This is a genomic window from Pauljensenia sp. C0170B5, assembly GCF_056590195.1.
In genome coordinates this window covers 1-21975 of the sequence record NZ_JBWPVR010000007.1, presented here as the reverse complement: position 1 = coordinate 21975, position 21975 = coordinate 1, and the positions used below count along the sequence as shown (strand labels likewise).

Annotated in this window: 23 protein-coding genes; 14 read left to right on the top strand and 9 right to left on the bottom strand. The window is 58.2% G+C overall.

Annotated features, from left to right (window positions below; translation table 11 throughout):
• Positions 1 to 17: 17 nt before the first annotated feature.
• Positions 18 to 1016 carry a hypothetical protein gene (locus tag AC1EJZ_RS08530; protein ID WP_058237695.1) on the bottom strand — a complete coding sequence of 333 codons (999 nt, stop codon included), beginning with the start codon at positions 1014 to 1016 and terminating at the stop codon, positions 18 to 20.
• Positions 1017 to 1082: 66 nt separating this feature from the next.
• Here AC1EJZ_RS08530 and AC1EJZ_RS08525 point away from each other — a divergent pair, with 66 nt between their 5' ends.
• Genes AC1EJZ_RS08525 through AC1EJZ_RS08490 form a run of 8 tightly spaced genes read left to right on the top strand, consistent with a single transcriptional unit; the run spans position 1083 to position 9738 of the window.
• A complete protein-coding gene (locus AC1EJZ_RS08525) occupies positions 1083 to 1652 on the top strand; it encodes a DUF6668 family protein (RefSeq protein WP_480294587.1) in 570 nt (189 codons plus the stop codon).
• A complete protein-coding gene (locus AC1EJZ_RS08520) occupies positions 1653 to 1961 on the top strand; it encodes a hypothetical protein (RefSeq protein WP_058237697.1) in 309 nt (102 codons plus the stop codon).
• On the top strand, positions 1961 to 2731 hold the full coding sequence (locus AC1EJZ_RS08515) for a DUF8175 domain-containg protein (RefSeq protein WP_480294586.1): 771 nt from the start codon (positions 1961 to 1963) through the stop codon (positions 2729 to 2731). Before AC1EJZ_RS08520 ends, AC1EJZ_RS08515 begins: the two co-directional genes overlap by 1 nt.
• A complete protein-coding gene (locus AC1EJZ_RS08510) occupies positions 2732 to 4009 on the top strand; it encodes a collagen-like triple helix repeat-containing protein (protein ID WP_058237699.1) in 1278 nt (425 codons plus the stop codon).
• A complete protein-coding gene (locus tag AC1EJZ_RS08505) occupies positions 3990 to 5477 on the top strand; it encodes an SCO6880 family protein (RefSeq protein WP_074026233.1) in 1488 nt (495 codons plus the stop codon). Before AC1EJZ_RS08510 ends, AC1EJZ_RS08505 begins: the two co-directional genes overlap by 20 nt.
• Before the next feature lie 2 nt (positions 5478 to 5479).
• Positions 5480 to 6958, top strand: a complete 1479-nt coding sequence (locus tag AC1EJZ_RS08500; protein ID WP_480294584.1) for an ATP/GTP-binding protein — start codon at positions 5480 to 5482, stop codon at positions 6956 to 6958.
• A complete protein-coding gene (locus AC1EJZ_RS08495; protein ID WP_480294582.1) occupies positions 6955 to 8664 on the top strand; it encodes a type IV secretory system conjugative DNA transfer family protein in 1710 nt (569 codons plus the stop codon). The genes AC1EJZ_RS08500 and AC1EJZ_RS08495 overlap by 4 nt, the downstream gene beginning before the upstream one ends.
• Before the next feature lie 27 nt (positions 8665 to 8691).
• Positions 8692 to 9738, top strand: a complete 1047-nt coding sequence (locus AC1EJZ_RS08490; protein WP_480294580.1) for a hypothetical protein — start codon at positions 8692 to 8694, stop codon at positions 9736 to 9738.
• 25 nt (positions 9739 to 9763) lie between these two features.
• Here the strand turns inward: AC1EJZ_RS08490 and AC1EJZ_RS08485 are convergent, their stop codons facing one another.
• Genes AC1EJZ_RS08485 through AC1EJZ_RS08475 form a run of 3 tightly spaced genes read right to left on the bottom strand, consistent with a single transcriptional unit; the run spans position 9764 to position 12403 of the window.
• Positions 9764 to 10156, bottom strand: a complete 393-nt coding sequence (locus tag AC1EJZ_RS08485) for a DUF4913 domain-containing protein (protein ID WP_480294579.1) — start codon at positions 10154 to 10156, stop codon at positions 9764 to 9766.
• A 25-nt stretch (positions 10157 to 10181) separates the two neighbouring features.
• Complete coding sequence (locus AC1EJZ_RS08480; protein WP_480294577.1) at positions 10182 to 11999, bottom strand: relaxase/mobilization nuclease domain-containing protein; 1818 nt, start codon at positions 11997 to 11999, stop codon at positions 10182 to 10184.
• The gene (locus tag AC1EJZ_RS08475) at positions 11996 to 12403 is read right to left on the bottom strand and encodes a MobC family plasmid mobilization relaxosome protein (RefSeq protein ID WP_480294575.1); all 408 of its coding nucleotides are present in this window, start codon (positions 12401 to 12403) and stop codon (positions 11996 to 11998) included. Before AC1EJZ_RS08475 ends, AC1EJZ_RS08480 begins: the two co-directional genes overlap by 4 nt.
• A gap of 830 nt (positions 12404 to 13233) precedes the next feature.
• Between AC1EJZ_RS08475 and AC1EJZ_RS08470 the strand changes: the two genes are divergently transcribed.
• The 3 genes from AC1EJZ_RS08470 to AC1EJZ_RS08460 all read left to right on the top strand — a co-directional run bounded on the left by AC1EJZ_RS08470 (position 13234) and on the right by AC1EJZ_RS08460 (position 15933).
• A complete protein-coding gene (locus AC1EJZ_RS08470; RefSeq protein ID WP_480294573.1) occupies positions 13234 to 14484 on the top strand; it encodes an LCP family protein in 1251 nt (416 codons plus the stop codon).
• A 119-nt stretch (positions 14485 to 14603) separates the two neighbouring features.
• Positions 14604 to 15209 (top strand): peptidoglycan-binding domain-containing protein, encoded by a 606-nt coding sequence (locus AC1EJZ_RS08465; RefSeq protein WP_480294571.1) that lies wholly within the window; start codon positions 14604 to 14606, stop codon positions 15207 to 15209.
• Between the two features lie 466 nt (positions 15210 to 15675).
• On the top strand, positions 15676 to 15933 hold the full coding sequence (locus tag AC1EJZ_RS08460; protein ID WP_480294569.1) for a hypothetical protein: 258 nt from the start codon (positions 15676 to 15678) through the stop codon (positions 15931 to 15933).
• Positions 15934 to 15957: 24 nt separating this feature from the next.
• Here the strand turns inward: AC1EJZ_RS08460 and AC1EJZ_RS08455 are convergent, their stop codons facing one another.
• Together AC1EJZ_RS08455 and AC1EJZ_RS08450 are read right to left on the bottom strand one after the other, a co-directional pair.
• Positions 15958 to 16506: a recombinase family protein gene (locus tag AC1EJZ_RS08455; protein WP_480294567.1), complete on the bottom strand. Its 549-nt coding sequence runs from the start codon at positions 16504 to 16506 to the stop codon at positions 15958 to 15960.
• Positions 16503 to 17327 carry a Fic/DOC family protein gene (locus tag AC1EJZ_RS08450; protein ID WP_480294565.1) on the bottom strand — a complete coding sequence of 275 codons (825 nt, stop codon included), beginning with the start codon at positions 17325 to 17327 and terminating at the stop codon, positions 16503 to 16505. The genes AC1EJZ_RS08455 and AC1EJZ_RS08450 overlap by 4 nt, the downstream gene beginning before the upstream one ends.
• A gap of 442 nt (positions 17328 to 17769) precedes the next feature.
• On the opposite strand from AC1EJZ_RS08450, the gene AC1EJZ_RS08445 reads away from it, so the two are divergent.
• Positions 17770 to 19275, top strand: coding sequence for a hypothetical protein (locus tag AC1EJZ_RS08445; protein WP_480294563.1), 1506 nt, complete (start codon positions 17770 to 17772; stop codon positions 19273 to 19275).
• Here the strand turns inward: AC1EJZ_RS08445 and AC1EJZ_RS08440 are convergent.
• Positions 19232 to 20134: a DNA adenine methylase gene (locus AC1EJZ_RS08440; protein WP_480294561.1), complete on the bottom strand. Its 903-nt coding sequence runs from the start codon at positions 20132 to 20134 to the stop codon at positions 19232 to 19234. The genes AC1EJZ_RS08445 and AC1EJZ_RS08440 overlap by 44 nt on opposite strands.
• Positions 20135 to 20346: 212 nt before the next feature.
• Positions 20347 to 20547, bottom strand: coding sequence for an antitoxin VbhA family protein (locus tag AC1EJZ_RS08435; RefSeq protein ID WP_058237710.1), 201 nt, complete (start codon positions 20545 to 20547; stop codon positions 20347 to 20349).
• 267 nt (positions 20548 to 20814) lie between these two features.
• Between AC1EJZ_RS08435 and AC1EJZ_RS08430 the strand changes: the two genes are divergently transcribed.
• On the top strand, positions 20815 to 21147 hold the full coding sequence (locus AC1EJZ_RS08430; protein ID WP_480294558.1) for a transcriptional regulator: 333 nt from the start codon (positions 20815 to 20817) through the stop codon (positions 21145 to 21147).
• On the top strand, positions 21144 to 21377 hold the full coding sequence (locus AC1EJZ_RS08425; RefSeq protein ID WP_480294556.1) for a hypothetical protein: 234 nt from the start codon (positions 21144 to 21146) through the stop codon (positions 21375 to 21377). Before AC1EJZ_RS08430 ends, AC1EJZ_RS08425 begins: the two co-directional genes overlap by 4 nt.
• 78 nt (positions 21378 to 21455) lie before the next feature.
• Here AC1EJZ_RS08425 and AC1EJZ_RS08420 read toward each other — a convergent pair whose 3' ends face one another.
• Positions 21456 to 21791, bottom strand: coding sequence for a DNA-processing protein DprA (locus tag AC1EJZ_RS08420; protein WP_480294627.1), 336 nt, complete (start codon positions 21789 to 21791; stop codon positions 21456 to 21458).
• Positions 21792 to 21975: the final 184 nt, after the last annotated feature.

The following is a 21975-nucleotide window of genomic DNA, read 5'->3' as shown; positions in this document are numbered from 1 at the left end:
GCAGTGGTGGTGTCTCCTTAGTAGATGGTGATGGTGCCGGTATTGACGAGGCCGTCACAGCTTGTGGTCCATGATTGTGTGCCGAGTGGGATGCTGGTGAGGATGGCGGTGGCTGTTCCTGGTATGGGTGTGCTGGCGTTGGCTGCGTGTCCTGCGATGCTGATGGTGCAGGTGGTGTATCCGCTTCCTGAAACTGTGATCGAAAAGGTGGCAGCGCCGCTGTCTCCAGTGTTGACTGAGGTGTTCATTGAGGTGACGCCTGTGGGCGCTGGCTCTGGTGCCGGCTCTGGTGCTGGTGGTGTTGGTGGTTCGGGCGTCTGCGGTGCTGGCTCTGGTGCGGGTGTGGGCGCGGGATCTGGTTCTGGTTCTGTGTGTGGCGTCGTGGGTGCGGCTGGTTCTGGCTTTGGCGGAGTGGTTGGTGTGGATTGTGGTGTGCGCTGCTGGTCTTGAGTCTTCTCGGCTGGTTTTTCGGGTGCGGTGGATTGCGCGCTTTGGGCGTTGGTGGGTGTGTCGGTGTGGGTGAGGGTTTTGCCTGTTTGGTGAGTGCTGGTGATGACGATTGTGGCGGTGGCTACGCTGAGGAGGAGGATGAGTGGTGCGGTGAGGATGAGGCGTGTCCGGTGTTTCCTGCTGTGCGGGTGTGAGCGTGTCGGTGTGGGCGCGTGCTCGGGGGTTTGGTTGTGGCGCGCTGCTGTGTCGTTATCGCTTGGGTTGCTGGGGTCTATGGTGTTGCTGGTATTGCTGGCGTTTCCGGTATTGCTGGCTGTCGGCTCTGGTGTGTCATGGGTTTGGATGTGTCCGTCTGGGTGCACGCTCATGTAGTACGTGCCTTCTGGGCCTGTTGCGGTGACGGGTAGGGCGCGGTTGTAGTGTTTGGCTTGTGCCAGGGCAATGTTCATTGCGTCGTGGTGTAGGTGTTGGCTGGGTTGTAGGCGGGCAATTGTGATGCCTGCTGAGGTGACGGTGGCGGTGCCGTTGTCGTGGTGTGTGATGGTGATTGGTGGCCAGCTGGTCATTGCGTGTCTTTCATTGTCTTGGTGGTGTGTGCGCATTGTCTACGTATTACGTAGAAGGGAGCGCACATGAGGAATCCTTGGGCTGGCTCGGGTGGAGAATTCTCCTCGGACTACGGCGACCGCGCGGCGGTGTCTGGGTCTGTCCGGCCGCCTGTGTGGAAGCCGGGCGCGCAGGTGGTGGCGGCTGGCGGCTTGCCGATTGCGTTTGCTGGTGGGTATTGCCCGTTGTGGGTGGTCGGCGCGCACGGCGGCGCGGGGGCGACGTCGTGGGCCCGCTTGTTGGGCGCGGGTGATGCTGGTGTGTCGTGGCCTGATCCGAGTAGGTTGACGCGCGTAGTCGTGGTGGCTCGGACTCATTTTGCTGGGCTGAGGGCCGCGCAGGACGCGGGAATCCAGTGGGCGTCTGGCCAGGTTGGGCGTGTGGAGCTGGTTGGTTTGATTTTGGCGGCGGATGCGCCTGGTCGCAGTCCGAAAGAGCTTGCCCCGTTTCGTCAGCGTGTTGCTGGCGCGTTTCCGCGCGTGTGGCTGGTGGGCTTCCAGAGTGCGTGGCGTACCGGTTTCGCGTGGGACGTTCCGCTTTCGAGGGATGTTCGCAAGGTTTTGAAAGATATGTCGTTGATTGGAAAGGACGAGTAAATGAGTCTTGTTGCGAGTGGTGTTGGCGTTGTTGAGTCCGTGGTGGGGCGCGCGGGGCTGATTTGGATGGATTTGAATCCGACGCCGGTTGCGCCTCCAGGTGTGGAGGCGCGCGTGCAGACGGTGCTGAATTGGGTGATGTGGATTGCCGGCGCGTCTGTGATTGTCGGTTTTATTGTCGGCGGAATCATGCTTGCGGTGTCGAATGAGCGTGGGATGGGTAATGAGAACGTGCGCAGGATCGGCTATGTGATTATGGGTGCAATTGTTATTGCGGCTGCGGCGGCTCTGGCGAAGGCATTGCTGTAATGGCTGAGGAAAAGAGCACGAACATTCTTGCCCGCCCAGCCTTTATTGTTTCGGGGCTGCTGGTAGTTGCGTTGCTGGTAGGCTTAGGTTTTCTGGTGGTCACACGGGATGCTGTGCCTGTTAGTGGTGAGAATGCCGCCTCCCCTTCCTCGGGCGCTTCGGGCGCTGGTGCAGGTAAGCAAAGCGGTGGTGAGTCGCCTGATGTGGCCACTGCTGGCGGCGCTGGTGCGTCTGATTCGGTGTGCGGCTTGTCGTCTTTGGAGCGTGCGGTTCCTGAGCAGGCGTTGCCGTCGGTACCTGTGCAAGTGGGAGAGCGGATCACAGTGCCGAGCATTAACGGGTATGGGCCTGGCATGACGGATGGGATTTCACGGTGCTTCGCTCATAGTCCGGCGGGCGCGATTTTGGCGTCAGCCAATTTCCTGTCGTGGTTTTCGTCGAAGGAGCGTCTTGATGAGGTGGTTCCTGCCCTGATGGCTGCCGGGCCGGATCGTGATCGGCTTGAAGCACAGATTAAGGCCGAATGGCAAGGTGAGACGGGCTCCGCGTTGAGCATTCACGGGTTCCGGTATGAGGATCGTGGCCCAGACGTGGCGATGGTGGTGTTGGCTGTGTCGTCGGTGTCGGTTCCTGACACGCTTGTGGCGTGGCCTGTGGTGTTGGTGTGGCAGGACGGTGATTGGAAGGTGCAGGCTCCATCTACTGACTCGTGGGGTGAGCGCGTTATTGACTCACTTGCATTGGAGGGGTTCGTGGAGTGGAGTGCGTAAATGTGCCAGTTTTGGGAACTGTCATGCAAGATCGGTGAGGTCGCTTCTGAGGCGACGCACAACATTATCGCAGAATGGGCGTACAACATCATTCAGGATGTGTCTGCCACGTTGCTGAAGGTCGGCACGGTGTGGACGGGTGTGGGTACCCCCAGGCTTGGGGGTGCTGACTCGGCAGTGGGCTTCGTACACTCCACCACTCACATACTTGTGGTGGCGCTGGCAGTCGCATCGCTGTTCGTGGCTGGCATCCATTTGGCGCTGTCCAGGCGCGGTGAAACAGCGATGAGCGTGCTTCAGGGACTCTTGGCGCTGGCGGTGGTCTCTGGTGCATCTGTCGGTGTTGGACAGTTGCTGGTGGATGCGTCAGATGCGTTTTCCACGTGGGTGATCGGCCTGGCGATTGATGGCGATGCGGGCAAGTTTGGCTCGAAAATCTTGTCAGTGACGAGTGTGACGGGCAGCTTGGGGCTGACGGTGCTGATCGTGGGTGGCTTGGGCGCGCTGGTCGCGAACTTGGTCCAGATAGGCCTGATGTTTATTCGGTCAGCAATGCTGATCCTACTGGTGGGAATTATGCCGCTGGCAGCTGGCGCCTACTCGACGAAGTGGGGGCGGGGCTGGCTGTGGAAAATCGTGGCATGGTTTTTCGCGTTCCTGATGTTTAAGCCGGCCGCTTCCATCATTTACGCGGTGGCTATCAAGCTGGTGCAAGGCGATTCCTGGGTTTTGGCGAGTGGTGAGGACTTGACGAGTTTCGTCATGGGCGTTGTCATGCTGATCCTGGCAGTGCTGTCGCTGCCCGCCCTGGTGACCTTTATGGTGCCGGCCACTGAGGCGCTCAGTGCCGGTGGCGGTGGCGCTGCTGGTGCGGGAGCAGTGCTGGCGACGGGTGCAATGACTGTGGCCCGCGTGGGTGCTGCGACGGCCAGTGGAGGAGCTACAGCGGCAGCGGGTGCTGGTGCGGGCGCTGGCGGTGCGACGGGAGCCGCGTCGAGTGCGGGCGCAGGTGGAGCTTCTGGTGTTGGTGCTGGTGGTGGTGCGCGCTCGATTGGCGCGGGTAGTGCTGGTAGCGCCGGTGGTGGTGCGACGAGAACCGCGTCGAGTGATGCCTCGCCGGCGCCGAACAGTTCTCATCAAAGTGGCCCGTCAGGTGCTAATGGCGCGTCGGGCCGTGATGGGAGTTCGGGTCCGAGCGGTGCGCCTGGGCGTGACGGCGTGGACAGTGATATGGGCGGCTTCAGTCCTACTGGTGGTGATGTTCAAAATGAGCGCTGAGGCGGTCAAGGTTCGCACGTATGGCAATTGGCGTATCCCGCGTCGCGCGGGCTTCGGCAAGATGGGCTTTGGCGAATCGATCTTTGGACTCGTCGGCCTGGCTGTCGTGAGCGTAGTGGCCATGTCGAAGGGCGTGGTGATCGCATTGGCGGTCGCAGTCGTGTGGGCTGGTCTCGTGCTGCTGATGGTGACCCGCGATGTGCATGGGGTGTCTGTGGCAGAAAGGATGAATCAAAGGATGCGTTTTGGCAGGGCGGCGCGCAGGAAGTCGAATATTCACGCAACGGGCGGGATAGCACCGGATGCGACGCAGGGCATGTGCGAGTTGCCTGGCATGTTGCACGCGTCGCGGTTGAGTGAGCATCGTGATTCCTATGAGAGGCCTTTTGGGCTGATCGAGCACGGGGATGGGACGCTGAGCGTGGTGATGAGCGTGGCGCCTGAAGGTGGTGCTTTGACCGACCAGGACACGATTGACCGTCAGGTGGCGCTGTGGGGAATGTGGCTGGGGGACCTGGGCGGGCAGATGGGGGTTGCTCAGGCAAGCGTGTGTGTTGAGACGATCCCTGATAGTGGGGATCGGCTGCGCCGTGAGGTAGGCTCTCGCATCAGCCAGGATGCTCCACTGGTTGCGCGACAGATGCTTCAGCGCATTGTCGATGAGTATGGGCAGGGCGCGGCACGTGTGCGCGTGTGGATTACGATCACGTTTGACCCTTCCAAGATGGGCTCGTCGAAGAAGCGGGCGCAGGCGGTGTCGCGTATTTCCTCTGATCTGCCTGGGCTGACTCAGACGCTGATGGGAACGGGCGCAGGCGGTGTGCATGTGCTGACCGCGCGTGAGGTATGTCAGCTCACGCGCGTGGCGTATGATCCGGCGTCGGAGGTCTTGTTTGAACAGGCCGCTAGCGCGGGCGAGCAGGTGGCGCTGGTGTGGGAAGATGCGGGCCCTATTCGTGCTGTGGCCGAGTGGGACTACTACCGCCATGATTCCGGTTTGTCACGCACGTGGGTGATGAGTCGCCCTGCACGCGGCTATGTGCAGTCGGGCGTTTTGCGACGAATTTTGGAGCCGTCACGGGATGTGGAGCGTAAGCGGGTGACGATCATGTATCGACCGGTTGACGCGGCGAAGGCTCCAGCTGCGGCCGATGCGGACGTGAACAGGGCTGCGGCTCGGGTGGAGAATACTCCTCGTCCCACAGCGACCGCGCGACGTGAGCTGCGCGCGGCACAACAGGTGGCTGATGAGGAGGCAGCTGGTGCGGGATTGCTGGATTTTGCACTGATTATCACTGCTACGACGAGTACGGATGAGCTGGACGACACCTCCAGTGCGGTCACTGCGTTGGCATCATCGTCGCGCCTGCTGGTGCGACCGGCATACGGCGCTCAGGACAGCGCGTTTGCCCTGGGCCTGCCGCTGGGGCTGCGGCCTGCTTCTCAAGGGCTGTCGGGCGGGTGGTAGTGATGGCTGGGTTTGTTAGTGACTTGCTGGCGGCCTTGTTTGGAGGTGTCAGCGCGACGGCGAGCAAGGGAGGCCGGGGTAGCGGCTGGCCGGCTAATGGGCCGTTGATCCAGCCGTGGAGGGCGACCTCAAAACAGGTGTGCGGACTGTTCCCGTTTATTGTCGGGTCAAATACGGCGTTGGTGGGAGCACCATTGGGGCGCGCGCTGCGCGGTGGCGGCGCGGTGTGTGCTGATGAGATTAGCTGGTTTGAGCGCGGGCTTATTTCCGCACCCTCAGCAATGGTGCTCGGCTTAAACGGATTGGGCAAGTCGTCGTTGGTGCGCAGGATGATTACTGCATCTGCTGGGTTTGGCGTGCACACAATGGTGCTGGGCGACATCAAGCCCGATTACGTGGCGTTGATCGAGGCTTTGGGTGGCCAGGTGATCAGCATTGAGCATGGCGGTGCTGGGATTAATCCGTTGGATGCGGGCAACGTGTCGGAGGCCGTTGCACTGCTGGAGGCAGCCGGCAAGTGGGAAGATCGTGACAAGCTGGTTGCGGCGGCTCATGAACGCAAAAAAGACATGGTGTGCTCGCTGATTCATATCATTCGGCGTACTCCTCCATCTGATCGTGAAGAAACGATTGTGGATGAGGCAATCAGAATCCTGGAGACCTATGAGCGGCCCGTGGTACTGGCTGATCTACTCGAAGTGGTGCGCCAGGCGCCTGCCGCGCTTCGTGCAGCCGCGCTGGATCGTGGGGACCTTGATCATTATCGCGCGGTCACTGAAAGCCTGGAAGCATCCCTGATGGCGCTGGTGTCGGGCCGGTTTGGCGCTCTTTTCGCGGTGGAGACCACGACGCCGATGATGATGGACCGATGCGTGGTGTTTGACGTGAGCGCGTTTAAGGAAGCCTCAGAGGACCTGCAGGCAGCCTTGTTGCTGGCGTGCTGGTCGTATGGGTTCGCCACGGTCGAGATAGCTCAGACGCTGGCGGATGCGGGCGTGGCACCCCGTCGGCGCTACAAGATCGTCATGGATGAACTGTGGCGTATTCTGCGTGCCTCATCGGGGCTGGTGGAGCGGATTGACTCGCTGACTCGCCTGAACCGCACGATCGGTGTGGGGCAGGTCATGATCACGCACTCGATGGCCGATTTCAACGCTCTGGCATCGCCTGCCGACCGGCTGAAAGCGGCAGGTTTTGTCGAGCGGTCGAAAATGCTGTTCCTTGGCGGCATGCCTGCGCGTGAGATGAGCTTGCTGGAGGGCGTGTTTTCCCTGACAGAAAAGGAAAAGGAGATGCTCACGTCGTGGAACGCGCCTGGCACCTACGACCCGACCACGGGGCGTGATGCCCCGCCGCTGGGAATGGGGAAGTTCCTGCTCAAGACGTCTAACGCGCCTGGCACTCCCTTCCAGGTGCGCTTCGTGGGCGGTGAGGCCGCACTGTCAGATACGAATCAGCGGTGGGCCAGGAGAGCCCGATGAGTGTTCGAGACGGTGCGGATACGTGGGAGCCGTCCACTCTCCTCATGGTGGTCGTGACCGTCATGGTGATCGCCGGCAGCGTGCCGCTCGTCGTGGGTGTGCACGTGTGGGCGTGGGCGCGTGGCGTGGCGGATGTGTCGTGGAATCCGTTCACACTCGTGTTTGATTTGGCGGGCGGCCGAGTGGATCCCACGGGGGAGGTGTATTGGTGGATTGCGGTGGTGGCGCTGATCCTTGTGGTGGTGAGTGGCCTAGTGGTCCTGGCAGGTGTGCGCAGACACCGCCAGTCGCGTCGAGGTGATGAGGCCGCGCAGTACGCGGGACGCGGCCGTGACATTGAGCCGATCACATTGAAGGCTGTTGCAGCCAAAGCTCAGCGCCTGGGCGTGCAGGGTGCGGCTGGATTGCCTGTAGGTCGCACCGTGGCAGCGGATGCGGCCGTGTTGTCCTCGTTTGAAGATGTGTGCATCACGATTGCCGGTCCCCGCACGGGCAAGACAACAGCCTGGGTGGTGCCGCGTATCCTAGCTGCGCCTGGAGCAGTTGTGGCCACCTCGAACAAGCGTGACATTGTGGATGAAACACGCTCCAGGCGTGAAGCGGCTACGGGCGAGCGGTCATGGGTGTTCGACCCGCAAAATCTCGCAGGCACACGCCAGTCGTGGTGGTGGAATCCCTTGTCGTATGTGACTGACTATGTGCAGGCGAGCGCGCTGGCTGACATGTTCCTGTCGGCTGAGGACGTGTCGAACAAGGATGGAACCGACATGTGGGATCGATGGGCGTGCCAGTTGATCTCTCCGATGCTGCTGGCTGCCGCTCTGGCGGGCCGGCCACTGACAGCCTTGCAGCCGTGGCTTGCTGATCAGACGAACGATGAGGCAGTGCTGCTGCTGCGCAGCATGGCTGAGGAGTTCGCAGATCCAGATACCCGTGATGACGTGCGTAAGGCGGCAACGAGCCTGGAGGGGTTTATGGGCATGCCTGTTGAGACGCGGGGCAGCGTGTATGGCGGGGCATTGCGCATCATGCACTTTCTGAATAACACGAAGCTGATGCGGTGGGTGACCCCATCGGAGGGGCTACCCCAGTTCAATGCGGCCGAGTTCGTCAGGACGCGGCAGACACTGTATTGCCTGTCTCAGGAAGGGCGCGGCAGTGCCACTCAGATAGTGACCCCGCTCACTGTGGCTGTAGTGGAAGCGGCCACAGCCCATGCGAGCACGCAGCCGCGCGGCAGGCTGGCCACTCCCATGCTGATTGAGCTCGATGAGGCGGCGAACGTGTGCCGGTGGGGTGAACTGCCCAATCAGTACTCGCACCTGGGATCGCGTGGAGTGTGCGTGGACACGGTATTGCAGTCGTGGAGCCAGGGCGAACGAGTGTGGGGCGAAAAGGGAATGAAGGCATTGTGGTCGGCGGCGAACGTCAAGATGTATGGCGGCGGTGTATCTGAGCCTGAGTTCTTGCGCAGCATATCGGAGCTGATTGGTGTGCATTATGTGGACTCCACACAGGTGTCCAGGTCAAGCCAGGGCCACTCGTATTCGACATCAAAGGCGTCCCAGCAGCGCCCTATCGCCACGGTGTCGGATCTGCAGGCCCTACCGCAGGGGCGGGCATGGGTGTTTGCGTCGGGGGCTGTGCCCACTCTTGTGCAATTGGTTCCCTTTTGGGAGCAGCCTGGTTTTCAAACAGTGAAATAGCAGTGTAAGCGTAGAAAGGCGCATGTGATGGCAGATCAGGTGGTTAATGAGACGAGTGCGGAGATGGCGCGTGCCTGGCGGGTGGCGCTGGCGGTAGGCAGATTCATGGCGATGCGTCGCGAGCAGGCCCTGCGCGCGGCCCAGAAGTCTTCCACCTACCACGAGCAAGCGTTGCGCAGGGCGATTAGGCAAGAGCGCGCTCTGGCTGAAAAGGTGTATTCGGAGGCGCTCACGTCACACTGGTGGGACAGTGCATCACGCGATGAAGCTGTCTACGTGTACGGCGTGGCGAAAAGGTTTAGCGACATTGACCCGCAGGCGGGGCTGGCCGCGCGAAGGTGTGAGCGTGAGGCGAAAGAGCGGTGGGGAATTGAGGTCACCGCTCCAATGAGGGACGTGGAGGATATTCCACGGGTCGAACAGGCCCTGAAGGTGGCGCCGGTCCTTGATAATGAGGACGTGGAGGACGTCAGGCCCGTTGTCCAGGACGTGCTGTACCGCACGTATGAGCAGCTGGCTGGCAGTGAACGTCGCGAGGAAATTCTCCACTACGTGCACGAGCAAAAAGACAGTGCACCGCAGTGGCTGAACGATATGTGGAAACATGACCTGGCGGCATGGCTCGGTGACAGTGAGCAGGTGGATGCGCGTATTCGTGCGATCTATCCCGACATTAGGGCCGCTCAGGCCGAGCAGGCTCAGGCTGAAAGGGCACTGGGCCGTGCGCGCGAGAATGCGAGCATCGAGACACGTGAAGCATCTGAAGCCCTGGAAGCAGACAGGCAAGGCAGTATGAGTCCTGGCGGTGAAAACACAGTGAAGGAAGTAAGCGAGGCAAGGCACGCCGGCCACAGCGAGCAAGCCGCGTGGGACACACTGCAGGCGCGCCAGGCGCACGCTCAGGCGCTGCTGGATAAGGGTGCGGATCCGCAGTCGGTGCGGGCAGCCATCACGGCCGACAAGGGCCTGCACACCCCTGTCAGGCAATCGATGAGCACCGTCGCCAGAACATCCACACGTCGCGCCACCCCGCGAGCTCAGAAATCGGCGCGCGTGCAGACCCGTCACATGTGATCCAGGTGTCGGCTGCCCCCTATGGCTAGTTACGCGGGGCGAAAATCTCTGGGTCGGCTGGATCGCAGGGCAGCTGCCCATCAGGGTGATATCGCAGGTCGCGGTGACCACCCGTGACGCTGCATCCCTTGAATGGCCCGTCATTTTCAAACAGGACGTTCATGATTGGATCAGCATACGAGACCAGCCACTGTGCCGATGCCATCGGCCCATCGTGCACTCGCATGTATTCCCATGACAGCCATAGAGCCTGCAGACGGTAGACCGCTTCGGCGTGTTTCCACCACTGGGGGCACCACGTCAGCCGTCCCGTTGGCAGGAACCGGTCATAGATTCGCGCCAGGAGATCCTCCACGAAGGCGTCAAGCGTGGGATACAAGAGTTCTGAAGATGCGTTTTCGTCGTTTTCGTCGTCCATGCTCACAACGTGGGCCGTGCGCACACTAGCGCAACTGGCCGCGCCCGCGCTCTGTCGTGCGCCCGCGTGGGGTCGGGTGGTGTGTGGGGTGGTTGAGTTTGGTCAGTTGTGGTGTTTGCCCGATGCCTGGCAACGGTCGCCTGGATGTTCTCTCATCATGGTCAGTCTCGTTGCCACTGGTGCTGGAGCCTTCAGTATTTGTCCCGAATCCATCGGGCAACGCGAGGAACTTATGGCGCGCGCGCAAACGCTCAAAGTAATCGCCGTTGGAGGGTGCTCCAACTGTCACCGGCTCCTCCTGGACTGAGGGCGCGGAGCGTGTTGCGGCCGGCTCAGGCAATACGTCTTGTTGCAAGGTTGCCGTGTCGACCTGGAGAGATTGGTGAGTCGTGTGCGGTGCTTCGGCGCGTAAGCGGTCGTACACAGTGCGCGTGTCACGCAAGATCATGTGTGCGGTGTTTGTTTGGCGCGCTTGTTCATATAGGTTTGCCAGTGTCTTCACCAATTCCAATGCCTCCACCAGCATGAGTGCATAGTTCACCTTGCTGGTCTTGGGAGTGATGGCTGTGCTGAGCAGCCGCGCACCGAGAACGACCCACGGGCTCGTCCCACTGCCAGTGACGGGCCGCTGTTTCAACTGTGCGTTTCGGCCGACCTGCCGTGCGGAGTAGTCCAAAGCGCGGCGCATGTCCTCACTCAAATCCGATTGCTGCGCGGCGGCCGCCAGAAGTCCGGCCACATCATTGGTCGCATTAGCCAAGGCAAGCGGATCAGTCGGGTCAATGCCGACTAGCTCGTCGCGGTAGATTTCCAGCGCACGCTTATGCCCTTGCCATTCCTCCGGCGTGTAGGCGCTGCGGTGCGCGCCAAGCGGCATCCCCTTCCAGGCATCGTGCCATGCGCGCACTGCATCAGTAGAGGCGTCGATGGTGTCTGGCCAGCGCTCGCGCAGCGCGCTCAGCGTGAGGTCACGCGCGATGGAACCACCGGCGTACCACTGTGTACGCTGTCCTGGCTTGGTGTGCAGGGCAGCAGAGTACCCCACGATTACATCCGTGTGTCCCTTGGCAAAGCGTGGGCGCAGTCTCACGCCCAGGCCACGCGCGCGGCCGATGAACTCAACCTCATTGCTCGCTGCCTTCGCGGCGGCACGCAGACGCGTTTCCAGTGCGGCGCGGTCAGTGACCGGCTTGCCGGCCCGCCTAGCGGCATTCAGTGCCTGCGCACTGTCGCACTTAGATGAGCGATTGTGTTCGCGCCCTTCCACGATACGTAGACCGTATTTGTGTTCGAGAGCGTTACACGCGCGTTGGCTGCGGGGCTGATCGTTCCAGTTGTTCCACTTGGTCCCATCCTCACGAATGATGTTGGCGGCGATGTGGATGTGGTCCCCGCCGTTTTTTGACGCACCGTGATGGATGGCGACCCATCGGCACTCGGACTTCCCACATGCAGAGGTAAACTCCATCTGGTCCATGAAGTCGCGTGCGATGGCTGCCCATTTTTCTTCTGACAGTGGCCCCTCGTCAGGCGATAAAGAAAGAGAACAATGCCAGACGTGGTTCGCACCGTAGTCCGTTACTCGCGTCCTGCCGGCCGCGGGGTCGAACTTGCGGATCGGGCCGCGCGAGGTGCGGTCCGTTTCATTCATGAACGAGTCAAGGTAGCGAGCAATTTCGCCGGCTTGAGCGGTGGACAGTTCACTCCAGTCGCCCCACCGCTTCATGATGGTGCGTGAGCCAGCCACGAGGTGAGGCTCAGTGTGTTCGTTGGCGCGTCCTGGCCCAACCAGGTAACGCATGAGCCCACCCATGTCCCCGCCATCGACGATGTTCGGCATCATCGGCGCACACTCGCAAGCAAGTAGTTGATCTCATCGACGCTGTGCTCAATGTGGTCGAGAACGTCATTCATATGGTCGGGGAGCGCGTGGTCAGTGTGAGCGTAGCGAGTCAGCTGATTGACGTTGTTTGCCAGGCCGGTGAGCTGACGCCGGTAGTCACGCAAACCGGCAATCAACTCGTGAAGGTTATCGACCGCAATCTCATCGGCTGCAACCGGATGCAACGCGCAATGCACCAGCGTGCGAGACAAGGACCATCCGGCGTTGCTTGCCTTCGCTTCCAGCAACGCACGCTCGCTACGAGTCAGATGCACTCGCAACGACGTGCGAGTCACGCCATTAACCTGCCGTGGAGCGCGCCGAACATGACGGCGCTGCGCGCCCGTCACCTCAGCCTCACTCATCCCACCCTCCTCAGCGTAGCGACCCGACAGGGACCACACCTATAGTGTGCCTCCAGGTAGCCACCCGTGTCTACCTGCAAGCCTGTTACTGGTACCAGTAACATATAGCTTGCTACCCGCGCTTCCGCACGCGCTGCTGCGCGTGCTAGGAGACGGGGAAACGCACCGTGTGCGTGTGGCTTGGGTAGCAAGCTAATGGGATGTGGCGCGCTGCTGCGTCCACGTTCATCTCGCGTGTGGGTATGAGTCAGGTGCCCGCTGTGAGGTCACTACTGCGTCCTGTGTAAGCGATGCGCGCTCTGCGCAATAAACGTCGCACCGTCGTCTTAACCGGTCCAGTCCGGTCCGGTCCGGTTCGGTTCGGTGGTGTGCGCGTTGTGCGCGCACACCCCACGTCACTATGAATGCCATGACGAATGGCTTTCATAGTGAAAGGAAGCAGCAATGCCTGACAAGTTCGACCCCGTACACAATCTGTTCGCACGTGAAGGAAAACGCGAGGACGCTCTACGCGACCTAGCTGAGGCGATGACGGCACTGCAAGAGGCAGTGAGTAACTACCGTGATGCCCACAAAGCCTGTCCCTCAGGGTGTCTAAGACAGGCCTTGAAGGCTGCCCAGGAGAGAGCCTGATGGTTTATGTGTGGGTTCCGGACCTGAATAAGGAGATAGTCGAGAATGAGTGTTGTGGCCCGACGCGATCCGGCTGCTAAAGCCAAGATTGATGTGATTGAAAAGAGCTGCTTGCTAATCCTGGAATCGCGGCAGTGTCGTTACTCTCATGCATCACACGCTTGTCTCTATTGCGCTGCCCACTTTAGAATGCTTCCATGACACGTTCGGTCACGGGCCAAGGGGGGCCTTACCTTCACCTAGCGATAGATACTCGAGCCGGGAGACCCGTACGCGTATTATGCGTAGCGCTCAGTGCTTGCCTTGCACTAGTCGTAGCTACAGTTGGGTTTGTATATTACGATTTTGCTACCGACCTTCGTGCCAACACCCTCGATATTTCATCTCTTGGTGCGCCATCCATTTCACAATCCAGTGCCGAGCAGGTACTCCCTGACTCGTTTCAAGGGCGAGCGGTCAACATCCTATTTGTAGGCATTGATTCGCGCTACGGGCAAGACAGCAATGATTACGGTGATCCTGACAGCATCCAAGGAGTGCGATCAGATGCGACGATTGTCATGCATCTGAACGCTGATCGCACCTCACTCCAAGCCGTATCGATTCCGCGCGATCTTATGATTGATATTCCAGCCTGCGCACGCAGTGACGGTACCGTTTCGGAGCCGACTTTCGCACAGTTTAATTCAGCTATGACGATCGGAGCGAACTACGCTGACGATGTTGCAGGCGGAATCGCATGTACGAAAGCCACCGTCGAGAATCTGACCGGATTGGTCATGGATGCGTTCGCTGTGATTGATTTTTCCGGGTTTATCACCATGGTTAATGCTCTTGGCGGAGTTTGGTTGGACCTTGCCGAACCTGTTTATGATGAGCGTGCGTCTCTTGATCTTCCTTCTGGCTGTCAGCTCCTCGATGGCAATCAGGCACTTGCCATATCTCGAGCGCGCTACAATCTTGCTGACGGCACAGATATCTCTCGTATCGACCGCCAGCATGAAGTACTTGCAGCATTATTACGGCAACTTGAGGATAAGATTGATGCCTCTGATATCCCGGCCCTCTTAACCTTTATTAAGCAAAGTCTTGCAGCAGTTCAAGTGTCAGAGAACCTCGCCGACATAAATCGAGATGCTGGACTGCTACTATCGCTCAAGAACTTGAAACAAACCGGCATCCATTTTCTAACAATGCCGTGGAGTCTTTGGAGCGAGGACGTCAACCGAGTTGTACCCGACGAACCGCGTGCCACGGAGCTTTGGAAAACTCTTGCAGCCGACCAACTATATTCACCCGACTCCCCAGATTCGTCGGATCCCGAGGCTGGCGAATCGTCTCAACCGAACGATTCACCCTCCACATCTGAAGTCGCAGAGCATCAAGACGCTGAACCCCCCCAATCGCCCATAGTCGCCGAACATGAGTCGTGCCCGCCGCAGCAGTAGTCCGATGCGCAGGCTGTTGGAACTGACCTAAAATGTTAGCTTTTTGTGATCTGCAGGCAAAGGAGTGAGTTTATAATTGACCTGTCGCAACGGAGCGGCCTTATCTGAAGGAGCACCTCATGTTCTCATATGTGACTCACCGTAAGTTAGCATCACTTGTTGTGCTTGGAGCCTTAATATCCATCCCACAAGTCGCCTTTGCAGACGGCCCTGGTGATGAATCCCAGTCTGGAGCACCGATCCCGCCCAACGATATTTCAATTAGCGAAGAAGGGAACGCCACTAGTGCAGATTCACTAGTGAATTTAGGACGTGACGAGCTTGGAATCCATGAAGAAGATGGTTCTGATCTAAACATGCAAAGTACCCCCGAGGCCATCGTTCCCTTTGCGGCTAACGTAGCTTGCAATGATTCGTACACGATAAAACTCGGCGGATCGTATGCCCGCGTTCCTGTATGGATGCCATCCTATGGCTTCTCATATAACTGTTACCTTGAGCGTGGAGCAGAAAACAATGGTGTCCAAGCTCTTCAGTACTCTCTTAGGTTCTGTAATGGGCAGAACATTGCGGTAGACGGAGTATTTGGCGGGGCGACAGAACAGGCAGTTAAGAACGTACAGTACACGCATGGTCTGGTAGTTGACGGCGTGTACGGCCCGGACACTTCTCGTGTGATGAAGTGGAGGACCTATGATAAGCGCTGTCTTAACTTGCGGAATTAGAGTGTCGAAAGAATTCCCGCTGCTTTTGGAGTATCGTTGGCACCCTTTTGAACGAAACCTGACAAGAAAACGCACCCTGGGGCCGGAGCTTCCTTAATGGACCGGTGATCTAGTCGAAATCACGTCGAGTTGGGAATAGTGCACTTTCATGAAATCTGAATATCTGACGGACAAAAGGGCGCTATTTAATGTGTGCGGCGGGCGCGCGGAGCAGCGGGTAGCAAGCTAATGGGATGTGGCGCGCTGCTGCGTCCACGTTCATCTCGCGTGTGGGTATGAGTCAGGTGCCCGCTGTGGTGTCACTACTGCGTGCTGTGTAAACGATGCGCGCTCTGCGCAAGGGACACGTCGCACCGTCTTTTTAACCGGTCCGGTTCGGTTTGGTGGTGTGTGCGCGTTGTGCGCGCACACCCCACGTCACTATGAAAGCCATAACGAATGGCTTTCATAGTGAAAGGAAGCAGCAATGCCTGACAAGTTCGACCCCGTACACAATCTGCTCGCCCGCGAAGGAAAACGCGAGGACGCTCTACGCGACCTAGCCGCGGCGATGACGGCACTGCAAGAGGCAGTGAGTAACTACCGTGATGCCCACAAGGCCGCAGTCGACACGGGTTGGGCAAAACGAGACCTGAACGGCGCAGGCTTCTTCGACGTTGCCAAACTTCCAAAGGTCAGGAAGATCAACCCGACTCAGCCAGGAGCACCGACAGGCGACCTCTAGAAAGACGGCTCTCAAACCGTTTCTTTATCGGCTCAGTGCTCGTGAGACGCTGGAACGGCTCACCCCCAGCACTTTGCCGATCTGCGTAAAGGTCGCGCCGCCCTCGCGCATGGCCCTGGCAGCTTTGACCCGCTCGGATGTCATCACGGTTGGCCGTCCTCCAAGCCTGCCCTGGGCGCGTGCTGCTGCAAGGCCAGCGCTGGTGCGCTCTCGTATCAAGTCGCGTTCAAACTGTGCGAACGCGGCGGCCATGTGAAACACGAGCCGACCTCCAGGAGTCGTCGTATCAATCGACTCAGTAAGGGAACACAACTCAACCCTGCGCTCATCCAGCTCTTCAATAACGTGCACAAGGTGGGCCAGAGAACGCCCTAATCGATCCAGTCTCCACACGACGAGAGTGTCCCCCTCGCGCAAGTAGTCAAACGCCTGCGCAAGCTCCGGCCGATCAGCGCTGGCACCCGAAGCATGATCAGTGAAAATGCGTGCACAACCAGCCCGTTTCAAGGCGTCCACCTGAGCGTCCACATGCTGATCAAGAGTGGAAACACGCGCGTACCCGACAAGACTCATAGCGCACCTCGCCCATACCCGTAACCCGACTGGAGCTTTCGCCCATGCGGGGGCAAGGAGTGGGGCATGGGGCGGCTGGCCTCTGTGAGGCGTGGTGTTTCTGTAATGCCTGGTAAGTGCTCGCGCAGTGGAGTGACGACCTTTCTTAGCACCATTTCCAATCGCGTGTTACTTCCTGTGGCTTGACTGTAGAATCGTGCCGCCAAGAACTCTTCTCTCAGAGTATGGCCGGTAGTGAATCTGCGTGGATCCAGGCTCCAACCAGCCTGTTCACAAAGCTGCGTATAGAACATGAACTGGCTACGCGTATTGCCTTCTCGGAACGAATGAATCGTATTGATTTCTCCCCATGACTCAGCCAGCGATTTCACGAAAGCGTCCCTGGGCATTCCGCGGAAATAATCCTGCTGCCTAATCAGCTCATACTGTTGTTCAGCGGCCGCAGTCAGTGTCTCGCCGGCAGGGTAATACCCGTAAGTGCGCCAAGGCGCCTCAGGATCACCTGGTTCGAAATTGACGACATCAGGGTAGCTCTTAGTCATGTGCGTATCTGGCGCGGTTCGTTCCTGCCCTGCCCACTCATACACATCCTGAAAAATGTGGTAGTGAATAGCTTTCATATGCGCATAGTCGAAACGGCCGTCAACAGGCTGCTGAGCCAGCTCTACCATACGGATCAAAGCAACCTTCTCTTCCAATCGCTGCAACTGATCCTGATCTTCGATGCCGTAAGGGGCGCCAGGGCTAGTGAACTTGTTGCGCAGCACAGTCGTGCCTGGAATGAAATAGTCACTCCACGTGTAGAAGGCAGCGCCGGTCATTGATGTGGTGAATCAGCACTCACTATAAGACAGATAGCCTCATCTGCGGACATGTGCCTCTCGGCTACTTTTTGAGCAAGCCTGCGTGCATACGGGTCAGTGACCCGATGCCCAGCTAATGCTAGCCCAGCATCTGCAACTGCAAGCGCATCCTGAGCGCACTTACGTGACGTTGCAGGGTTTTTGAGCACTGTTGGCATAGTCCCCTCCTTCGGCCGAAAACCCCAAAACAACTCTTTTCGTCTACTCGTAATTCTACCTGACGGGCGTGCACTACTCAATAGAGGGGTGTTTTGACCAGTTAGGTCTGCTGAAGGTTTGGCCCACATCCTTCCCTGACCCACAATCGTGAAACGCCCCGATGTCAACCAAACCTTCAGCAGACCCCGTGATTGGTTATGCTGTTCGTATACTGTCCGTTCATTAAAATAAGGGGGCCTGCGTGCGGCCTATCAAAGAAGTTGGGTTAAGCCATGTGTTACTAGACCTTGAAAACTATCGGATCCCGGATTCACAGGCGTCACAAGATGATGCATTGCATTACCTCTTTGAATCGGAGAATGTCCTAGAGCTGGTTGAGAAGATCGCGCACGATGGTTATTTGGACAATGAGCTACCTCTTGTTGTGCGAGCGGAGACAGAAGGTGGGGAAACCGGAGAATTCATTGTGCTGGAAGGGAATCGTCGAGTCGCTGCCTTAAAAGCGCTTAGTGGACTAGCAACTCCGGATGGATGCAAGAAGCAGCTGAATAAGGTGCGAAAGAAGTACGCCCATGAGCTGAAGAACTTGCCGACGAAGATTCGGGTGATAGTTATGGAATCGCGCGAGAGCGCTTTACCGCACCTCGGCCGAATGCATATTGGGGAATCGAAACGGCGGTGGAGCCGTGACCAGCAAGCAACGTTCTACTATTCGATGCTTGATAAAAACACCAACGTCAGCGATCTCAGGGTGCGCTTCCCGAACCAGCCTGGTTTGAATAGGCTATTGAAAATGGCGTCGGTTCGGCGTTTCATCTCCCATGCTAAGTTCACGGATGGCTCATTGAGAGCGTATGCGGCGTCGGCGGATTTGACGATGTCATCGTTCGAATATGCTTATGGCAGTAAAGACATTGCGGATGCGGTTGGGATCAGTTTTAACGACGACGGACTCATTGAGCCTTCTCCGGAACGAGAGGGAGCCGAGCTTGATGGGCAAAAACTTGGTGCGTTGGAGCTGTTGCTAACAAAGTTCCGATCGAATGAGCTCAATACGCGAAGTGCGGCGTTAAAGAAGGGCACGCCTGAGCATATGGAGCTTATTCGTCAGCTTGAAGGTAAATCGGAAACGGCCGATGGACAGACTCCACGACCGGACGAAGGATCTACTGAAAAGAAGGAAAAAGAGCAGAGCTCGTACCCAGGCGGAGCAAATACCCCCTCAAACGAGGAGACGCGCGGTGACGACCAGCAGGGCAATAACAGTGAAGAATCGTCGCCAGGGAGTCGCCATGATCCACGCACCTACCAGCACCTCAACATGAAGTCCGTGGAGAACTTATATCGCGATGACAAAGTTCCCGTTAACATTCAGATCCTGTTTGTTGAACTCCAGAAAATCAACATTAGTGATCTTCCCGTAGCGTCAACGATGCTTATGCGCGCCGTTTTAGAAGCAACGGTGAAGCGGACATTGACGGATCAAGAACAGCATAACCGTAACCAGCTAAAACAATTATTCAAGGTTGTGCAAGATAAAGCGAATTCCGAAAACTGGCCGTGCAAGGGCGGCGTAAACATTATAGCAGATGCTAATGTCTCGACCCCTGGCTCGATCACGTGGTTCAACATGGTCGCCCATGATTTCGATTTGCACCCTGCGGGGGAAACGCTTCACCATGCGTGGTCACTGGTTTACCCCGTCATAGAACATATGTTGAAAACGTCTCTCGATGGCACTCCATAATGGCGCGAGCCACCCTTGGGGGGGCGACGAGTAGTTCTTTTGCCTTTCCTGGTTTGGTTGCAGAGTAGGTGATTTCGAGATCGGCCATAAAACTGTCACGGTATAGGTGACGGATGAGTGAGTGATCGTCGTACGTTAGTAGCCAGTGGGCTGTAGGTATGCGATGGATATGCTCGGCGAGTGCTTCGTGATCTCGCCCGTCGAAAGCATTCAGGTAGAGTGATCCTCCAGCTGCAACATAGGGCGGGTCAATATAAATCAGCGCTTCAGGCTCGTTTCCGTAGCGTTCAATTATGTCTCTCCCGTCCAAGTTGTGAAGCACGATCTTGTCGGCGAGGGAACCGAGGGCGTTGATCCGGTTGGACAGAGTCGTCCTGTTGAACCTTGCGTCGATTCTGTATGCGCCTTGTTGTTGTTTTCCTCCAATGACGCCGGCGTTGAGAATTCCGGATCGGTTAGTGCGATTCAGGTAGAAAAATGCCAGTCCCAGAGAACACAGATCTGTGTCGTCCTCTTCCTGGTATATATTCCGTTGGCGTTTCCATTCATCGAGTGTCAGCGGTATGGATTGCACTTGTTCGATGAGCCAAGAAGCGTGGTATTTGACGCAGTACCAGAAAGCGTAGACGGCAGGGTCTATATCATTAATAATCAGCTTGGCGATTATTCCTTCGCGCAATAGTGCTGCGCCGGCACCGGCCCCACCAGCATAGGGCTCGATATAGATAGGGTTTTCCAGATCTAGATGTCGAATAAGGTCTGCGAAGAATCCTGCCATGGTTGCTTTTCCGCCGGGGTAACGTAGAGGGGAATGCGTGCCATACCGGCGGCTGGTGACGATGCGCAAACGATTGATCATGGTAGTTATCCCCTGAATGATGATGTCACGACAGTGGCCCACATTAGGTGAGGCATGGTGTGTGGATGTTGTTAACTTTGAAAAGACGAAAGTGTCGGGTCGTTGGACTAGTTTCCTTGTTCATGCGGCGGGCTGGTGTGCCTCGGAGAGGATAGCGACGTTTCGTTGGTAAAGAAATGTGGGATATGCCTTGATCCAAGATTGAAGCGAGTCTACACCAGGCCGCATGCCAAGCATTCTTCTTCGCTAATGTCTCCGCGCACGTAGTCAGTTAGGTTCCTAGTAACTCGCCTTGTAGGCTCATTTTCCTCGTGCCAGCCCAAAGCAAGAGCGTCGAGCACGATTTCCCGTTGCGTCTGGGTCATGCCGTGGAACAGTTCGAGCCAGCGCTGCTCAACGTCGAAAGCCTCCATGATACCCCTTCCTTCTCCTCACAATTCTACCTGACGGGCGTGCATTACTCAATGGTCGCAGGTTTTGAACGATTACGGTTGTGGGCATGACTTTTGCGCGTTCGGATTGTTTGATTTCGCAGGCTTTTGTGATCGCCGCCCTGAGCGTGCATTAACGGTCGATTCTGCACGCCTGGCGGCAAGAAAGTGGCAGACCCCGCCCAAACCTGTGAGGGATGGATTCCTGCTGAGACGGTACAGTGGAGTGGACATGAAAGGAGGCAGGCCATGAGTGAGGCGACAGTGACCCGCATGCGGTTACGCGACATCAAGCCCTATGACGCGCCCGCCTCGCTCGACGAGCTGCACGGCCCCTATGACGGGCTCATCGACTTGCCTCACCGCGTACGCTGGCAGACAGATCGCCTCGGCGTGGATGTGTCGAACCTGGGCTGGCGTCGTATGGCCTACCAGGCACTGCTCGCCGAAGGCACCGCTGACGAGCAGCGCCGCTTGATGAACCGCAACCGGCTCATCGAGACGTGGCCAATCCTGAACATGGACCCGCGCGTGCGCGCCTTGTGGGAAGGACGCTTTCCCAAGCTCCGGGCGACTGTGTGAGCAACGACCAAGAAGAACAGCGACGCATCACACGCCTAGCACTGGAGGCCGCCGGGGACGACGCCGACTTCGCCTTGGCCGGCTCAGGTGCGATCCGTGAGCATGGATTGATTGATCGACCTACCCAGGACGTGGACCTGTTCACCGTTCAGCAGGCCCAGGCACACTTTGGCAGTCGCCGCTGGCTGCGTCGCAAGAATCTTGATAGGAGAATCAGGTGGGTCCGATAGTCGCTTCGGCTCGGGCGGCCGTAGAATCGCGGCCTCCCCCCCCTACAGCTCGGAGTGGAGGCCGCGATCCGCTGTTTTTTAAGGCAGTAGGCCAAGTATGTCGTCTGCGGTGGTGATCACGTGCGCGCCTTCTTGGATGAGTTTGTTTGATCCTGCTGCCATCACTGAGGTGGTGGGCCATGCCACGGCTCCTAGCGGAGTGCCGTAGGTCCTGGCTTGTAATCCTGCGAATACGGCGCTTGCGCGGTGGACGGCTTCAATGACGACGAGGATGCTGGCAGTGTGAGCCATGAATGTTTTGAGGTCGAGGAATGCGCTGCGCACTGGAGGCTCGTGGTCCTCTCGCAAGGACAGGTGTGCGCCTCCACAGTTGATGAGCTGGGTGCAGGTGTGAGCGTTGACGCGTGGGTAGATATTGTCTAGGCCTGAGGGGAGGCAGCAGATTATGGGAGTTTCGTGGGCTCTGTTGCAAAGATTGGCGGCAGCCTACCTCTGACTGCCGCCAATCTTTGCAACAGAGCCGTCGATATCACCCGAGCAGGCGACCCGAACGTTCGGAGGCTCCTCGCTGTCCATTCGCTCCCCTGGCGCGGTATGA

What these genes read in the sequence shown, in the direction of transcription:
- AC1EJZ_RS08475 (WP_480294575.1), bottom strand. Translation starts at nt 12,403, where the DNA reads ATGAGTGAGGCTGAGGTGACGGGCGCGCAGCGCCGTCATGTTCGGCGC.
- AC1EJZ_RS08495 (WP_480294582.1), top strand. Translation starts at nt 6,955, where the DNA reads ATGAGTGTTCGAGACGGTGCGGATACGTGGGAGCCGTCCACTCTCCTC.
- AC1EJZ_RS08470 (WP_480294573.1), top strand. Translation starts at nt 13,234, where the DNA reads ATGACACGTTCGGTCACGGGCCAAGGGGGGCCTTACCTTCACCTAGCG.
- AC1EJZ_RS08460 (WP_480294569.1), top strand. Translation starts at nt 15,676, where the DNA reads ATGCCTGACAAGTTCGACCCCGTACACAATCTGCTCGCCCGCGAAGGA.
- AC1EJZ_RS08515 (WP_480294586.1), top strand. Translation starts at nt 1,961, where the DNA reads ATGGCTGAGGAAAAGAGCACGAACATTCTTGCCCGCCCAGCCTTTATT.
- AC1EJZ_RS08490 (WP_480294580.1), top strand. Translation starts at nt 8,692, where the DNA reads ATGGCAGATCAGGTGGTTAATGAGACGAGTGCGGAGATGGCGCGTGCC.
- AC1EJZ_RS08510 (WP_058237699.1), top strand. Translation starts at nt 2,732, where the DNA reads ATGTGCCAGTTTTGGGAACTGTCATGCAAGATCGGTGAGGTCGCTTCT.
- AC1EJZ_RS08525 (WP_480294587.1), top strand. Translation starts at nt 1,083, where the DNA reads ATGAGGAATCCTTGGGCTGGCTCGGGTGGAGAATTCTCCTCGGACTAC.
- AC1EJZ_RS08505 (WP_074026233.1), top strand. Translation starts at nt 3,990, where the DNA reads ATGTTCAAAATGAGCGCTGAGGCGGTCAAGGTTCGCACGTATGGCAAT.
- AC1EJZ_RS08480 (WP_480294577.1), bottom strand. Translation starts at nt 11,999, where the DNA reads ATGATGCCGAACATCGTCGATGGCGGGGACATGGGTGGGCTCATGCGT.
- AC1EJZ_RS08530 (WP_058237695.1), bottom strand. Translation starts at nt 1,016, where the DNA reads ATGACCAGCTGGCCACCAATCACCATCACACACCACGACAACGGCACC.
- AC1EJZ_RS08450 (WP_480294565.1), bottom strand. Translation starts at nt 17,327, where the DNA reads ATGACCGGCGCTGCCTTCTACACGTGGAGTGACTATTTCATTCCAGGC.
- AC1EJZ_RS08455 (WP_480294567.1), bottom strand. Translation starts at nt 16,506, where the DNA reads ATGAGTCTTGTCGGGTACGCGCGTGTTTCCACTCTTGATCAGCATGTG.
- AC1EJZ_RS08440 (WP_480294561.1), bottom strand. Translation starts at nt 20,134, where the DNA reads ATGATCAATCGTTTGCGCATCGTCACCAGCCGCCGGTATGGCACGCAT.
- AC1EJZ_RS08520 (WP_058237697.1), top strand. Translation starts at nt 1,653, where the DNA reads ATGAGTCTTGTTGCGAGTGGTGTTGGCGTTGTTGAGTCCGTGGTGGGG.
- AC1EJZ_RS08465 (WP_480294571.1), top strand. Translation starts at nt 14,604, where the DNA reads ATGTTCTCATATGTGACTCACCGTAAGTTAGCATCACTTGTTGTGCTT.
- AC1EJZ_RS08500 (WP_480294584.1), top strand. Translation starts at nt 5,480, where the DNA reads ATGGCTGGGTTTGTTAGTGACTTGCTGGCGGCCTTGTTTGGAGGTGTC.
- AC1EJZ_RS08485 (WP_480294579.1), bottom strand. Translation starts at nt 10,156, where the DNA reads ATGGACGACGAAAACGACGAAAACGCATCTTCAGAACTCTTGTATCCC.
- AC1EJZ_RS08435 (WP_058237710.1), bottom strand. Translation starts at nt 20,547, where the DNA reads ATGGAGGCTTTCGACGTTGAGCAGCGCTGGCTCGAACTGTTCCACGGC.
- AC1EJZ_RS08430 (WP_480294558.1), top strand. Translation starts at nt 20,815, where the DNA reads ATGAGTGAGGCGACAGTGACCCGCATGCGGTTACGCGACATCAAGCCC.